At 51.7% G+C, this 14,867-nt stretch carries 12 protein-coding genes; all 12 read right to left on the reverse strand.

The genetic code is table 11. From position 1 onward, the window contains the following. Window positions 1-3: 3 nt before the first annotated feature. The 12 genes from P6574_RS13110 to P6574_RS13165 all read right to left on the reverse strand — a co-directional run bounded on the left by P6574_RS13110 (window position 4) and on the right by P6574_RS13165 (window position 14,817). Entirely contained in the window at window positions 4-2,982 is a 2,979-nt protein-coding gene (locus P6574_RS13110; protein WP_310620714.1) for a bifunctional [glutamine synthetase] adenylyltransferase/[glutamine synthetase]-adenylyl-L-tyrosine phosphorylase, read from the reverse strand. Continuing rightward, on the reverse strand, window positions 2,942-4,429 hold the full coding sequence (locus P6574_RS13115; RefSeq protein ID WP_310620715.1) for a sensor histidine kinase: 1,488 nt from the start codon (window positions 4,427-4,429) through the stop codon (window positions 2,942-2,944). Before P6574_RS13115 ends, P6574_RS13110 begins: the two co-directional genes overlap by 41 nt. Next, window positions 4,413-5,093: a response regulator transcription factor gene (locus P6574_RS13120; protein WP_310620716.1), complete on the reverse strand. Its 681-nt coding sequence runs from the start codon at window positions 5,091-5,093 to the stop codon at window positions 4,413-4,415. Before P6574_RS13120 ends, P6574_RS13115 begins: the two co-directional genes overlap by 17 nt. Window positions 5,094-5,370: 277 nt before the next feature. Continuing rightward, window positions 5,371-6,924, reverse strand: coding sequence for a Do family serine endopeptidase (locus tag P6574_RS13125; protein ID WP_310620717.1), 1,554 nt, complete (start codon window positions 6,922-6,924; stop codon window positions 5,371-5,373). A 324-nt stretch (window positions 6,925-7,248) separates the two neighbouring features. Further along, complete coding sequence (locus P6574_RS13130; protein ID WP_310620718.1) at window positions 7,249-7,731, reverse strand: cytochrome c-type biogenesis protein; 483 nt, start codon at window positions 7,729-7,731, stop codon at window positions 7,249-7,251. A gap of 4 nt (window positions 7,732-7,735) precedes the next feature. Then, window positions 7,736-9,727 carry a heme lyase CcmF/NrfE family subunit gene (locus P6574_RS13135; RefSeq protein ID WP_310620719.1) on the reverse strand — a complete coding sequence of 664 codons (1,992 nt, stop codon included), beginning with the start codon at window positions 9,725-9,727 and terminating at the stop codon, window positions 7,736-7,738. Window positions 9,728-9,792: 65 nt separating this feature from the next. Beyond that, window positions 9,793-10,242 carry a cytochrome c maturation protein CcmE gene (ccmE, locus tag P6574_RS13140; protein ID WP_310620720.1) on the reverse strand — a complete coding sequence of 150 codons (450 nt, stop codon included), beginning with the start codon at window positions 10,240-10,242 and terminating at the stop codon, window positions 9,793-9,795. Window positions 10,243-10,321: 79 nt separating this feature from the next. Then, window positions 10,322-11,449 carry a c-type cytochrome biogenesis protein CcmI gene (gene ccmI / locus P6574_RS13145; protein WP_310620721.1) on the reverse strand — a complete coding sequence of 376 codons (1,128 nt, stop codon included), beginning with the start codon at window positions 11,447-11,449 and terminating at the stop codon, window positions 10,322-10,324. A 330-nt stretch (window positions 11,450-11,779) separates the two neighbouring features. Continuing rightward, entirely contained in the window at window positions 11,780-12,262 is a 483-nt protein-coding gene (locus tag P6574_RS13150; RefSeq protein WP_310620722.1) for a hypothetical protein, read from the reverse strand. Window positions 12,263-12,414: 152 nt separating this feature from the next. Then, window positions 12,415-13,797 carry an ATP-binding protein gene (locus P6574_RS13155; protein ID WP_310620723.1) on the reverse strand — a complete coding sequence of 461 codons (1,383 nt, stop codon included), beginning with the start codon at window positions 13,795-13,797 and terminating at the stop codon, window positions 12,415-12,417. A gap of 4 nt (window positions 13,798-13,801) precedes the next feature. Next, window positions 13,802-14,467 carry a response regulator transcription factor gene (locus tag P6574_RS13160; RefSeq protein ID WP_310620724.1) on the reverse strand — a complete coding sequence of 222 codons (666 nt, stop codon included), beginning with the start codon at window positions 14,465-14,467 and terminating at the stop codon, window positions 13,802-13,804. A gap of 86 nt (window positions 14,468-14,553) precedes the next feature. After that, window positions 14,554-14,817 (reverse strand): PepSY domain-containing protein, encoded by a 264-nt coding sequence (locus P6574_RS13165; RefSeq protein WP_310620725.1) that lies wholly within the window; start codon window positions 14,815-14,817, stop codon window positions 14,554-14,556. Window positions 14,818-14,867 lie beyond the last annotated feature (50 nt).

Consider the following 14,867-nt stretch of genomic DNA (forward strand, 5'->3'; position numbering starts at 1 on the left):
GTACTAAAGGTTCACAGGTCCAACAATCTCTTCAAAGACTTGCCGAACCTCTCCCTGTTTTTCCGCCAAATATTGCGTCAAACGCTTAAAATCCGGTTCTCCGCTGGAGGATACCAACAGATCCAGAAGACCTTTTGGCGCAGTTTGCGGATTAAATTCGTTTTCCAAAGTCAGCTTGATAATCTGCGTAAGGGCCTCATAAAGCTCCAGAGCCGGAATAAGGGCCTGCGCATGATCATTGGAGAGGAATCCAGCCAGCTGCGCCTTTTTTAAGGCAGCTCCTGTACGCTGCTCCAAAACCGAGCTGTCCGCACGCGCATGGGCCAGCTGCAGATATTGAGCAATAAACTCGATATCCACCAGTCCGCCGGGAGCCTGCTTCAAATCCCACGGGGAGCTCGTCGGTTTTTCTTTCTGGATACGGGCGCGCATATCGCTAACATCAGTACGCAGCTTATCAAGATTTCTCTCGCTGGTAAGAACGTCTTCAATCACGCTCTCAAGGCGTACTTTGAAAGCCTCGCTGGAATAAGCCACCAGCCGCCCGCGCGTCAGGGCCAGATGTTCCCAAGTCCACGCTTCATTTTGCTGATAGCTTTGAAAAGCCGCTGCCCGTGTCGCCAACGGCCCCGAATTGCCGGAGGGCCGTAAGCGGAAGTCCACATCGAATAAAATCCCCTCCGCCGTTGGCGCCTTAAGAGCCGTCACCAGCCTCTGGGTTAAACGGCCAAAATACTGGCTGGGAGCAAGAGGACGCTCGCCATCACTTTGCACGCTAGCCTCCGGCATATCATAGAGCAGAATGAGATCCAGATCAGAGCTGCAGGTGATCTCTTTGCCGCCAAGCTTCCCCATTGCCAGAATTGCAAAGTCAGCATCTGGAATGGTTCCGTGTGTCTCTTGCAGCTGCGTTTCCACCAGAGCGACAATTTTCTCCAAAACCGCTTCTGCCAGTATAGATAGCCCCTCACCCATTTGCAGTGGTGTGATTGTTCCAGATATCAGCCGAAGCCCCAAGTAGAACTGTTGCTCTTGCACAAAGATACGCGCACGGTCCAGCGCCTCCTCATAGAACTGCGCCTGATTGAGTGAGGTGGTCAGCGCCTGCCTGATTTCCTCGGCGCTTGGCACATCCCCGAAGAACGCAGGATCAAGCAGCGCATCCAGAACATGAACCCGCTTGGAGACAATGGCGGCCATGCGCGGGGAAACCCCCATCACAGTTGCCAGCAAATTCAACAGGTGCGGGTTGGAGCGTAGCAACCCAAACAGCTGGACCCCCACGGGCAGCTTGGACAAGAACCGGTCGAAGGTCAGCAGGGCCTGATCAGCATTTTCCGTTTTTGCCAGCGCATCCAGCAGGACTGGCAGCAGCTCCGTCAGCAGCTCCCGCGATTTCGACGCCCGTACCGCCGGATAGCGGCCATAATGCCACTCACGCACGATTTTTACAGCTTCTGCGGGCCGTTTGAAGCCCAATGTAGAAAGGGTCATCAAGGTCTCGGGGTCTTCATCATCCCCTGTAAACACAAGATTTCCAAGAGAGTTGGTCAGCTCCGGCTCATTCTCAAACAAACTGGAATAGTGTTTTTGCACCACTTCGAACTCATGGGTAATGCGCTCCACAAACCGCTCTTTATCCGCTTCCCCAAGAAGGTGGTAAATTCGCGCCAGCCCTTCTTCGTCCTCCGGCAAAATGTGTGTTTGCTCATCATTGACCATCTGGATACGGTGTTCAACATTGCGCAGATACCGGTAGGCCTTCGTCAGATCGTCCTGAACGCTTTGTTCTATCCAGCCACACTCAACCAACCCCTTCAAGGTAACCAAGGTACGTCTGTCGCGTAAATCCGGGTTACGCCCCCCTGCAATCAATTGTTGGGTCTGGGCAAAAAACTCGATCTCCCGAATACCGCCACGGCCAAGCTTCACATTGTGGCCGGCAACTTTAATAGTGCCAAACCCCTTGTGGGCATGGATCTGGCGTTTGATGGAATGCACATCGGAAATGGCCGCATAGTCCAGATATTTGCGCCAGATAAACGGGCGTATTTCCTCAAGGAAAGAATAACCGGCCTCCACATCACCTGCGCATGGGCGCGCCTTGATCAATGCAGCCCTCTCCCAGTTTTGCCCCATGCTTTCATAGTAAATCAAGGCTGCAGCAACGGACATGGCCAGCGGTGTGGCTCCTGGATCAGGGCGCAAGCGCAGGTCAGTGCGAAACACATACCCATCACCGGTACGCTCGCTCATTATTTTTACAAGGCGCCGCGTCAGGCGAACAAACTCGGTCGGTGCCTCTATCTTGTCTTTCAGGCGGCAACGATCCCCATCATAAAAAACAATAAGGTCAATATCGGAGGAGTAATTCAGCTCCCCTGCCCCGTACTTGCCCATGGCAAGAATAAACAGGCCCGCATCCTTTTCAGGCTCCTCAGGATCGTTTGACGTAAACCGACCCCGACGTTCCAGATCACGAAGGCAAAAGCGAATGCAGGCGGTCAAGGCCGCGTCGGCAAAACGCGAGAGGGCCAATGTCACCTCTTCCTGCGGCCAGTATCCCGCAAGGTCTGCAAGAGCCGTGGCCAGTGCAATCTTTTGTTTGGCCTGACGCAGGGCGCTCATCAATTCGGCTTCTGTTTCATATCGGGTCTTGAGAATCTGTTCAATGCACCGCTCAATATAGTTAGAAGGGGCGCTTTCCAGTATCTTCAACAGGTCTGCTGGCCTTCGAAAGCAAATGCCGCGCAAATATGCAGAGTTTTCAAAGACCCCCATCAGGAACGGCTCTATTTGAGCAGAGCTTTTCAGCAGGTCAGTAAGCCCTCCACCGAGCCCGTGATCCTGACAGGAGCTTTTTAAGTCATTAAAAAACTCCTGCGCCAATACTTGATCAACGAAAACAGGTGTGCAGGCGATTGCATTCCCAAGGGCGTTCTCAAGTCTCGCTTCTGTCTCCGGGCTGGGTGCTTGTGACATGGTCTCTCCTGCCTAATCGTGTTCGAGCAGCCTTCTCTTGCAGTTTGGGAAGAGACAGGACAACTTTTAGCCCCGGCATCGCGCTTTCCAGCTGCAAGCCTCCGCTGTGAAGCGACATAACCGCCTTTACGAGTGATAACCCAAGACCCGATCCCGGTTCAGTTCGACTTTCGTCGAGGCGTACAAAGCGGTCGCAAACGTATTCCCTTTGCTCCTCGCCAATTCCGCGGCCATTGTCACTCACTTCCACAAATACCGTTTCCCCTTCTACCCGCAGTGTGACACGAATTTTCTGGCTAACAGCATCATCTTCCGGCCTACCATATTTCAAAGCGTTTTCAATAATATTTGCAATGGCTTGTGAAAGAAGTTCCCGATCACCCGTTACTTGTACACCGTCTTCCAGATCAGCTTCAAAGCCAACCTCCTCCATTTCCGCAACGGGTTCATAAAGCTCACAAATATCGTGGGTAATCTGGGTCAGATTCACCGGATTCTGTCTTGCTCCCGAAGATCCCGCCTCAACGCGTGATATGCGCAGGAGTGCATTAAAAATACCGATAATCTCGTCGGTCTCCACCAAGACCTCTTCCAATGCCCCCCGATTTACGTTTGGCCCCTTGTCTTGTCTAAGGTGCGCTTCAACACGGCCTCTCATACGGGTCAAAGGCGTTTTCAGGTCATGGGCAATGTTATCTGAAACCTCTTTCAAACCTTTCATCAGGTCTTCGATCCGGTCCAGCATGGTGTTGAGGTTCACTGCAAGGCGGTCAAATTCGTCCCCGTTTCCAGTCACTTTAAGACGGTCGGACAAGTCCCCGTTCATCAAGGTTTCGCTGGTGCGGGTCATGCCGTCAATACGCTTGAGAACCCGCTGGTTTACAAAAAACCATGTGATTGCTGCAACAACCACCATAACACCCAGCCATAACCGCAGAGCCTGATTGAGCAAATCATGAAAACGCGATTGCTCTTGCAAATCACGCCCCACCAGCAGGCGAAAATTTCCGGGAAGATCATAGAAGCGAACAGCTGCATGATAGCTTTTCTTGCGATCTTCTGCATCCGTATAGCTGGTAACCAGATGATGGTACTTGATAAACTCCAGCTCGCTATCTGCAGTTCCCGTTATTTGATCGGGCAGGCTCTGGATATTTCCCGTTATATAATTTCCAGAAAAATCAATCAGGAGGTAGAGGGGCGCATCGGGCCTGCTGTCACGGCTGTTGATCGCTTTAACCAGCCCACTCATTCCCCCAAGGTCATAGCGTTCCATGAGGTCGGAGGCTTCCGCATCAATGGACTTTTCAACCTGCCCCCCCATCAACGCATTGGTGTTTTGAGAAATATAAACAAACAAAAACCCTGAAAGGGCCGAGAACGACCCTATGTAAATCAAGGCAAGGCGGAAGGCAGTTGTCCGTAAAATTCTAGCAAGAGCTGTCACGGATTGTATATCCCGAACCACGAACAGTGTGTAAAAGCTGGGTCTCAAAGCCCTTGTCGATTTTTGAACGTAGCCGCGATATGTGCACATCAATCACATTTGTCTGCGGATCAAAATGATAATCCCAAACGTTTTCCAGCAGCATCGTGCGCGTGACAACCTGTCCGGCATTTTTCATCAGGTACTCCAGCAGGCGGAACTCGCGTGGCTGCAAAGTCAGCTCCTGATTGTTACGGCTGACCGTGTGGGCAAGGCGGTCCAGAACCAGATCACCAACTTGGAGTGTCGTCTCAATTGCACCTGGGGCCTGACGACGGTCCAGCGCTTCAATTCTAGCCAGCAACTCGGAAACGGCATAGGGTTTTGGCAGATAATCATCACCACCGGCCCGCAGGCCTTTTACCCGATCATCCACCTGAGACAGTGCGGAAATGATCAGAACAGGCGTTGTATTACCCGATTTACGCAGCTCTTGAATAATCGATAACCCATCCCGCTTTGGCAGCATTCGGTCGACGACAAGAACATCCCATTGCATGGCAAGTGCCATTTCCAGACCCTGCTCGCCATCTGCGGCAAGATCTGGTGTATGCCCCTCTTCCTTTAGCGCTTTAGCTAGAAAGTGCGCGGCTTCCCGATCGTCTTCGATTATCAAGATTTTCATTGGAGCTACCCCTGTGTTGTTTTTCTTCAGTGTACATCAGGTTTCGTTAGCGAATGCATACAAAAACAGCGGCCCTAGCCGCTATTTCTCCTCAGTTACCGAAAGATTAACAGCTACCTTAGGACCATTCAAAGCACATTTAAGTGTAATCTGCTTTTGTAAAGACAAGGAAATCAATGCGGGGCACCATTTGGGCGCTGGTGCCCCGCTTTGTGAGACACATGAAGCAAGTGGGAGGTAACCCGCTCCATGTCTCCGTCATTGTCCTCTAAAGTATCTAGGATTCATCAAGTGGAATTGCAACAAACAAGGTATTATTGTTGTTGTTCACCCGCAATAAAACTGCCTTACGGCCCTGTTCCTTTGCAGCTTCAACCTGCATTGCAACCTCTGCAGGTGTCGTGACATCTTTCCCCGAAACCTGCTTGATGATGCTTCCTTTTCTCAAACCCTTGTCAGCTGCCGGACTGTCAGGTGCCACGTTCATAACCAAGACACCTGGTTCATCCACGCCGGCTTCTTCCGCGCTCACCAATTCAAGGCCAAGGCTCTCCACAAGGGCTGTTCCGCTTTGGCTTTCTTTATCCGGTGAGGAGGCTTGGCTCTTTTCTTCGGGAATGGTTCCAAGTTTCACCTTGGTGTTCTCAATCGAGCCATCCCGCCAGAACTTGATATCCACCGAGGTGCCGGGAGAAAACGCCGCGATAGCCTTTGCCAGCTCGCGCGGTCCGTTTACTTCTTCTCCGTCCACTTCAAGGATGATATCACCGGCTTTGAAGCCTGCGGCCTTTGCCGGAGTATCCGGCTGCACTTCGGCAACCAAAGTCCCCTTGGTATTATCCAGTCCAAGAGACGCTGCAATATCTTCTGTAACAGGTTGAATCTGCACGCCCAGCCAGCCGCGGGTAACCGCTCCGTCCTCTTTCAAGTCAGTGATAATTTTCTTGGCCGTGGATGCAGGGATAGCAAAAGCGATACCAACATTACCGCCGCTTGGGCTGATGATTGCCGAGTTCACCCCGATCACCTGACCATTGATATTAAAAGCCGGACCTCCGGAGTTGCCACGGTTCACCGATGCATCAATCTGGATAAAGTCATCGTAAAGTCCGGCGCCAATGTCACGCCCGCGGGCAGACACAATACCAGCAGTCACCGTACCGCCCAGACCGAAGGGGTTCCCTACAGCCACAACCCATTCACCAACGAACGGCGCTTTATCGGCAAATTCTACATAATCAAAATCGTTCTTACCGCCATCCACTTTCAGCAGTGCAAGGTCGGAGCGCTCATCGGCACCTACCAGCTTGGCATCATACTCGGTCCCGTCACTAGTGATCACAGTGAACTCGGTTCCATCTCCAACCACATGCTCGTTGGTGACCACATAGCCATCTTCTGAAATAAAGAAGCCGGAGCCTTGAGACTGACCGAAGCGCTTGGGAGCTTTCTTCTGCGTCTCCTCATCTCCTTGCCCGCCCCAGCCTTTACCGCCAAACTCCCGGAAAAAACGTTGTAACGGATGGTCGCCGGGCATATCCCGGAACATGGGTGGGATACCGCTATTTGCGCTTGGCCCCTTAATTTCGGAGCGAACCCGAACACTAACAACGGCGGGCTGCACTGCTTCTACAACCGGCGCAAAATTCGCAATGGCTGGAGCATTCACACGGACCGGATCAGCAAAGGCAGGGCTACTATCAAATGTAATCGGGGCAACCAATGATCCGGTAAGACCCAGAGCCATAACCCCTGCCAACAGTTTTTTCTTACGCTTTGATTTCAAAATTCGCAAAGGCGACGCAGCAAGAGGCTTACCGGTCTTATCCATAAATAGTTCTCCCAAATAAACTATGAAAGTGGGCGTTACAGCACACACCACACCTAGATATCCATCTAAATGCAACCCTAGCGTGGCAAACCTTACACAAACCTATCCAATACATTAAATTTCTGTAATTTATGACGCATTTCAATGAAAAGGCGTGAAAGAAGGCCGAGGCTTGCCGGTTATTGCCAAAAACATGAAAAAGGCCCTCTTACCTATGAGAAGTAAGAGGGCCTTTTTGGAGGGCTCAAGTCCCTATAATTTCAAGCAGCACCAGCAGATTGAACTTAAATCAATGTCAGCACAGCGTGCTTTGAAGGGCTGTGTTTACTCTTGGTTAAACAGCTTCTCCAATTCTTTCTTTTCTTCATCAGTCAGCTCTGCCGGGCCTGTTTTTTGCGGGGTTGCATCGCTTTTCCTGCGCCTGCGCGCTACATAAACCAGCAAGCCCCCACCAATCAGCAATATGGCAGGCCCTGCCCCCCAAAGCACCCATGTGTGGGGCGCAAAGCGGGGCTTGAGCAAAATGAACTCACCATAACGGGAAACAAGAAAGTCCAGAACCTGTGCGTCACTGTCACCTTTAACAAGGCGCTCACGAACCAGAAGGCGCAGATCCTTTGCAAGCTCCGCGTTGGAATCGTCAATGGACTGGTTTTGGCAAACCACACAGCGGATCTCCAGAGAAAGGTCTCTCGCCCTTTGTTCCAAAGCAGGGTCATCCAGCCGTTCATTCGGGTTCACAGCATAGGCTGCACCACCAAACAACAGGAAAAAACTGGCAACAGCAGAAAAAACAAGACGTTTCATTGATTTACTCCGCTACCGCCGGACTGGCGTTCAATCGTACTTTGCGGGCGGGAACCGGCGCTCCCACACGTAATCTACGATCACAAAAGGCAATAAGTCCAGCAAAGGCCATCACAAAACAGCCGAACCAGATAAGCGTGATCATCGGCTTTTCATAGATGCGTGTCACCACGCCGCCTTTCTCGTTGTAATCGCCTACCGCAAAATAGATCTGTGACAGGCCGAAAGTGGCGATAGAGGTTTCACTCATAGGTCGGCCGCTGGCATTATAGACCCGCTTGGCAGGCGTCATTTCACGAACAGCCTCACCATCCTTACTCACTGTAAAGTGGGCAATACGTTCCACATAGTTCGGGCCCCGCTGGTCGGCGCTGCCATCATAGGACACTTCATAGCCAGAGACATTCAACTTATCTCCGGGATAAAGAACCTGAACCATTTCCGTCTGGAATGCAGATACGGTCACAATTCCAAGTGCCACCAAGCCAAAACCCATGTGCCCAAAAGCTGCGGACCAAGCTGTTAACGGTAGTCCTTTCAGGCGGCTCATACCGCGAGCAAAACCTACTTTGCGGAATTTGACGCGGTCCAGAATATCAAAAACCGAACCCACGATTACCCAAAAAGCAATACCGATAGCCAGAGCAGTTAGGAAACCGGTGTTCCCATAATACCAGTTCAAAAGACCTGCTGCGATAATCGCGAGAACAAATGCCCCCGTCAGGCGTTGGGAAACACCTTTTAGATCACCACGCTTCCATGCCAGCATCTGCCCGAAGGGTATCGCCAGCATCACCGGCACCATCAACGGCCCGAATGTGAGGTTGAAGAACGGCGCACCAACGGAGATCTTATCTCCGGTGATAATCTCCAGAACCAAGGGGTACAGCGTTCCAAAAAACACAACGGCTGTTGCCGTGGTCAGGAACAGGTTGTTGAACACCAAACCGCCTTCACGGCTGATAGGTGCGAAAATTCCGCCTTGTTTAAGCAATGGTGCACGCCAGGCAAACAAGGAGAGCGAGCCGCCAATGAATATCATCAGGATCGTGAGGATATAAAGGCCGCGTTCTGGGTCCACTGCAAAGGCGTGAACGGATGTAAGAACACCGGAGCGCACAAGGAACGTACCCAAAAGCGACAACGAAAATGTAACAATCGCCAGAAATACAGTCCACACTTTCAAGGCATTGCGTTTTTCCATGACAATGGCAGAGTGCAGCAGGGCTGTTCCGGTGAGCCATGGCATGAACGAGGCGTTCTCAACTGGATCCCAGAACCACCAGCCACCCCAGCCCAGCTCGTAGTAAGCCCAGTAGGAGCCCATGGCGATGCCAAGGGTGAGAAAAATCCAAGAAAGCAGAACCCAAGGGCGAACCCAGCGCGCCCATGCCGCGTCAATGCGCCCCAAAAGAAGAGCCGCCGTTGCAAAGGCAAACACAATGGAAAAGCCCACATAGCCAACATAGAGCAAAGGCGGGTGAATAGCTAAGCCCACATCTTGCAACATAGGGTTCAGGTCTTGCCCCTGCATTGGCGGATTAGCAACACGGGAAAACGGACTGGAGGCGAGTGTTACAAAGGAGATGAACGCCAAGGACACCCAGCCCTGTACACCAATGGTCGCTGCCCGAAGCTGGCGCGGAATATTGCGGCTGAAACCAGCAACAAGCGCCCCGAATAAGGTGAGGATGAGAACCCAAAGCAGAACGGACCCCTCATGGTTCCCCCAAACCCCGGATATCTTGTAGATCAAGGGTTTATCGGAATGGGAGTTCTCATAGACATTCAGAACCGAGAAATCCGAGTTCAGGTAAGCCCATGTGAGCGCCGCAAACGATAGGAGAACCAAAAGAAACGAAGCAATTGCAAGCGGCGGCGCCATAGCCATGAGCCGCTCGTCTTTCTTTATAGCCCCCCAAACGGGAAAGACAGACTGTATCAAAGACACCACCAACGCTAAAATCAAAGCGTAGTGGCCAAGTTCAATAATCATTCTCGCTCCGGTCCATTCCTAGTAGGTGGGCTTTGTTTTTTCTTAAACCTTTAAAGGCGGAGCCCTTAGCTGCCAGTCTGCTGTTCGTCATAAAGGTGGTCTTGCTCTTTAAGGGCTTCATAAACTTCTTTTGGCATGTAGTTTTCATCGTGCTTGGCAAGCACTTGGTCCGCTACAAAAGTGCCTTGCTTGTTCACATAGCCTTCAGCAACGATGCCTTGGCCTTCACGGAACAGATCAGGAAGAATGCCCGTATAACTCACGGGTACAGTCGAGGCGTTGTCAGTTACAATAAAGGTAACGGTGCCACCCTCGCCATTTTCCAAGGAACCATCTTCAACCAGCCCCCCAAGGCGGATACGCTTTCCCTGCTCAATCTTATTGGCAGCAATATCAGAGGGCGACTGGAAAAAGGCGATCTGGTCATCCAGAGCAAACAGGATCAATCCGGCCGCGCCAGCCAGAACCACTCCAGCCAGTCCAATCAGCGTTAGTCTTCGTTGTTTACGTGTCATTTGCGTCAAATCCGCCAGTTTAAAAGGGGAAGTCCAAATCAGGCCCTTCTATACGGACCCTGTTTTGGACAAAACCGGTTTATTCTGCTTTTTGTGTTTTAATGCCCAGCTCTACTGCCTGCGTGTTCAACGCCGCAATCGCACTTGTATCATCTTGAAAAACCTTCAGAGCTTTTTCAAAAGTTTCCAGCGCCTCATCATCTCTGCCAAGAACCTGCTGCGCCCGCATCAGTTTGCCCCACTCTTCCACGCTGCCGCCTTCCACAGACAGACGCTCTTCAAGTTGGGAAACCATACCCTCGATCATCAAGGTACGCTCTTTCGCGTTCAGTTGACCGGCGGCTTCCATATCCGCAGCTGTTGGCCCTTTTGTGGCAATATCAATTTCCTGAAGTGTGGCAAGCTCGGCTTTTGCAGCAGGTATCCAGCCTTCATCACCATTTGCCTGAGCCAAAATGGCCTGCCAAGCATCGATCGCCTCTTGTGTTTTGCCAAGCTGGCCCAAACCAAGCGCAAGATAGAAACGTATTTTTATGTCATCAGGACGGGCTTCGTTCGCTTTTTGGAACAGCTTGAAAGCTTCCTCGGTGACATCCCCGCCACTTTGGAACACCAAAGTTTCTGCCAAGGCAATCTGGAAATCCGGCTGCTCCCCTTCCAAAGCGAGAATGTTTCGGTAAGCTGTCGCCGCTTTGCCATACTGGCCTGTTCGCGAATAAACAGGCGCGATCACTTTCCAGCCCTGCACATCCTTTGGATTACTTGCTAGGTGCTGTTCTGTGCGCGCAATCAGTTCAGAAACACTCATTTTATTTGGTGCCTGCGCAAGGCGCTTTTCCAGCGGCTGATCGGCATAATTGGGAGTACCCAACCCCAGATACAAACCAATAGCAACCAAAGGCATCACCACAGCAACGCTGACTTTCGCAAGGATCCCCCCTTCTTCTGAAGAGCTCCCTCCGGTTTTGTCCGAGTTCTGTTTGTGGGCTGCAAGCAACCGGCGCGAGACCTCGATACGAGCCGCCTCGGCCATTTCAGGCTTAATCACACCGCGTTCACAGTCGCGATCGATTTCTTCAAGCTGCTGTTTGAAAACAGCTTCATCGTTTCTTTCATAACCGCCTTGCGGCAGTTTTTTCGTAAACGGAAGCAGTGCGGCAAGCGCAACACCAACGGTTAGCAGAGCAAGTAGTATCCAGAAAATCATAGTGCCCTATATAGACAAGTTCTAAAGTGAAACAGCAACAGCGTCGCATGCGTCGTGCTGTCGCACACCCAGCCTTTCTATGCTAAATCCCCTATTTACAACAGCAATTAGGAATTGAAGACCGGAAAAATTATGTGGCTTCACATAAAACAGGCAAGCTAAATGCTCCCAAGTCACAAAAATGTGAAGGTGCGCAGTCTGTTGATACGTCAATAGGGGAAGAAACGCATTTTTGAACAAAATGCAAAAAGATAGCTCAAACCGCGAAAAGCAGTGAGTTTCAAAGATACCTGCAATAACCTATGGTTTTCGAAGAGGGCTGGCGAAAGATCAGTTGATCATAAACCACTCATCACCGGTCTTGCAGGCGGTTCCCTTAAAATTCCAGCGGTTACTATCGCTCACAATTGTATGGGTATATTCGCGGCACTGGCGGCTATTTACATAGTAAACCGGACCGCTGGTCACCTCACCTTTCAGATTAGAGCGCCGGTTATTCCAATTGAACGTCGCTCCCTTCTTGGGGCCGTTCAATGCCCTCACTTGGGCTTTATTGGCCTGAGGCAGGTCTTTCTTCGGTACAACTCCAACGATTTCCTTGGAAAGGACATCGTCAATCGCAGTGTGCCCCTCTTCCTTGTCACTTTGGGTAGACCAGAAGCTGAAAGAAACAGGCGCAAGCGTCTTGAAGCTCCCATCTTCATCTCGGTGGCCACAGGAGCTGAGCCCTCCAGCACAGCCAAGGATAAACAGTATCGAGCAGGCTTTCCTGAGTGACTGCCGTTGGATCCTTTGAGAATTTATATCTAACACCGAAAGCCCCTAGTAAATAGTATATGCAACCTTATTGAACGGTTGTACTCATCCATCATTGTGCATTTGCACCCAATATAAACCGTGAAAACATCCCCGTAAAATCACTCTATATTTCTATCATGGTTGATCCCGTGGGCGAGGACAAGCACTCAGCTTGATGAGTTTTCCGCAAGAGCCGGTAGGAAAATTCTGACGTATAGCCCTCCAAGCTCACTGCGCTCCAATTCAACCGAACCGCCATAAATACTTGTAAGATCAGAAACAATGGAGAGGCCAAGCCCAGTTCCAGGAGTTGTTTCATCCAAACGCTGGCCGCGCTTCAGCGCTTTTTTGCGCTGTTCTTCGCTCAATCCGGGGCCGTCATCTGCCACAGAAATTTCAAACATTTCCCGCTCACCATTTTGTGAAGTGCTTTTTTGCGCGCTCACTGTGACCCTGTGGGCACACCACTTACAGGCGTTATCCAGAAGGTTTCCAAGGATTTCCTCCAGATCCGCGCTTTCCCCCCTAAATAGCAGGGCTGATTCTATATGGACCGAAAACTCTAGGTCCTTGTGACGATAAATCTTCTCCATGGCGTTGGTCAGCCGTGAAACCACCGGCTCCACAGGGGTGGAAACTCCAATCACCCGCCTTTGGGCTGCCATTCGTGCCCTCTCCAGATAAGTGGTTATCTGGGTGCGCATCAGCTCCGCCTGTTTTTCAACATGATCTGCAAACGGTCCCTTTGAGGTACGCGCCTCATTGGCAATCACCGCCAGAGGCGTTTTCAAACCGTGGGCAAGGTTGCCCACCTGAGTGCGGGCATGCTCCACAATCTGCTCGTTGGAGCGGATCAAGGCATTCAACTCAACAGCCAAAGGCTTGAGTTCCTTTGGCATATCCTCGTCGATATTTTGGGAAGAGCCGCGCCGAACCGCACTGAGCGATGCTTTCAACCGGGTAACAGGCAATAGGCCAAAGCGTACTTGCAAAACAATAGCCCCGATGAGTCCCAGCCCTAAAACGCCCAGTGTCAACGCCGCCTGCTTGGCAAAGGAGGCCGTACTCTCCCCCAGCTCCCTCGTACTTCCAGCTACCGCAATCACCAGATCCCCACGCTCGGGAAAGTTGATCTTACGCTCCAGTAGCCGCAGTTCCTGCCCGGAAGGGCCTTTGATAAAGCGCGCTTTGGCCTCTCCCCTTCGTGCGGGGGGAAGCGAAAGGGTATCTCCAAACAAAGAAGGGCTATCAAACAAAATGGTACCCGACGCCGTTTTGTCGCGAATGCTCCAATACCAGCCGGAAAGGGGCAACTGAAACCGCGCTTCCCCCAGATTGCTAGGTTCTTTCAAGGAGCCCTGCGGGTTTTGCGCAATTGAACGGACAATGGACGTCATGTGCACATCCAACCGCTCATCAAGCGCTTGCACACCGGCATTTTCAAACAGGCCCACCAGTATCCAGCCAGCTACAAATAGAGCCATACTCGCCCATGCACCGGCAACCAGCACCAGCCGCCACGCCAGCGAAATGGGAAGTTTCGCTGCCATGATATCAGGCTGCATCTTCTTGAACACGGTAGCCAAGGCCGCGCACGGTCTCAATGAAATTGCCACCAAACTTTTTGCGCAGACGGCCTATAAACACCTCAATGGTATTGGAATCCCGGTCAAAGTCCTGATCGTAAAGGTGCTCGACAAGTTCACTGCGCGAAATCACCCGTCCCTTGTGGTGCATAAGATAGGAAACAAGACGAAACTCATGGCTGGTCAGCTTTACGGCCTGCCCTGCATTGGTCACTTTACCCGCCCGCACGTCCAGCAGCACATCGCCAATGGCAATTTCGTTGGAGGCGTGCCCTGCGGCGCGGCGCACGAGTGCGCGCACTCTTGCCAACACTTCTTCCATGTGGAAGGGCTTTGCCACATAATCATCGGCGCCCGCATCAATGCCAGCCACTTTGTCGCTCCAGCGGTCGCGAGCAGTGAGAATCAGTACCGGCATGGACCGCCCGTCGCGCCGCCAGCGCTCCAGAACGGAGAGGCCATCCATTTGCGGCAGGCCGATATCCAGCACAACAGCGTCATAGGGTTCCGTATCGCCAAGAAAGTGCGCCTCTTCCCCGTCAAAGGCTTTATCGGTCACATAGCCCGCATCTTCCAGCGCGTCGCAAAGCTGGCGGTTCAGATCCGCATCATCTTCAACAACAAGTACCCGCATTCATGCTTCCCCTTATGCATCCCCTTCCAAAACACTCTCCAGCTTTTTGGAAAATCTGCGCAAAAACAAATTATATATAAAGCCCGTCACAGCCGGCGACCGGTCTTTGCATCCACTTTCACAGTGCGCACCTGCCCTTTACGCAGCACAGACAGTACATAAACCAGCCCCCGTCCGCCTGTGCACAGCTTTGCCGAAACAATCTGGCCCTTTATACCCAAAGAACCAAGCGCTCGCGCTTGCCCATTTGCTATGGCGGTGCGTGTCTGCTGTGATGAAAGGCAGTTTGCAGCGGCCTCACCTGCCCCTAAAGATGTGGCAAGAATGAGAGCAAACAGGCACTTCCGCAATATTCCTCGGTTTTCCATAGGCTAAGTTGTACTAGAAGTTGCCTGAACCG

Source organism: Pseudovibrio sp. M1P-2-3, from assembly GCF_031501865.1.
GTDB lineage: Bacteria > Pseudomonadota > Alphaproteobacteria > Rhizobiales > Stappiaceae > Pseudovibrio > Pseudovibrio corallicola.

Coding starts and splice junctions, on each gene's coding strand:
- P6574_RS13135 (WP_310620719.1), bottom strand. CDS start 9,727: ATGATTATTGAACTTGGCCACTACGCTTTGATTTTAGCGTTGGTGGTG.
- P6574_RS13125 (WP_310620717.1), bottom strand. CDS start 6,924: ATGGATAAGACCGGTAAGCCTCTTGCTGCGTCGCCTTTGCGAATTTTG.
- ccmI (WP_310620721.1), bottom strand. CDS start 11,449: ATGATTTTCTGGATACTACTTGCTCTGCTAACCGTTGGTGTTGCGCTT.
- P6574_RS13130 (WP_310620718.1), bottom strand. CDS start 7,731: ATGAAACGTCTTGTTTTTTCTGCTGTTGCCAGTTTTTTCCTGTTGTTT.
- P6574_RS13155 (WP_310620723.1), bottom strand. CDS start 13,797: ATGGCAGCGAAACTTCCCATTTCGCTGGCGTGGCGGCTGGTGCTGGTT.
- P6574_RS13160 (WP_310620724.1), bottom strand. CDS start 14,467: ATGCGGGTACTTGTTGTTGAAGATGATGCGGATCTGAACCGCCAGCTT.
- P6574_RS13110 (WP_310620714.1), bottom strand. CDS start 2,982: ATGTCACAAGCACCCAGCCCGGAGACAGAAGCGAGACTTGAGAACGCC.
- P6574_RS13120 (WP_310620716.1), bottom strand. CDS start 5,093: ATGAAAATCTTGATAATCGAAGACGATCGGGAAGCCGCGCACTTTCTA.
- ccmE (WP_310620720.1), bottom strand. CDS start 10,242: ATGACACGTAAACAACGAAGACTAACGCTGATTGGACTGGCTGGAGTG.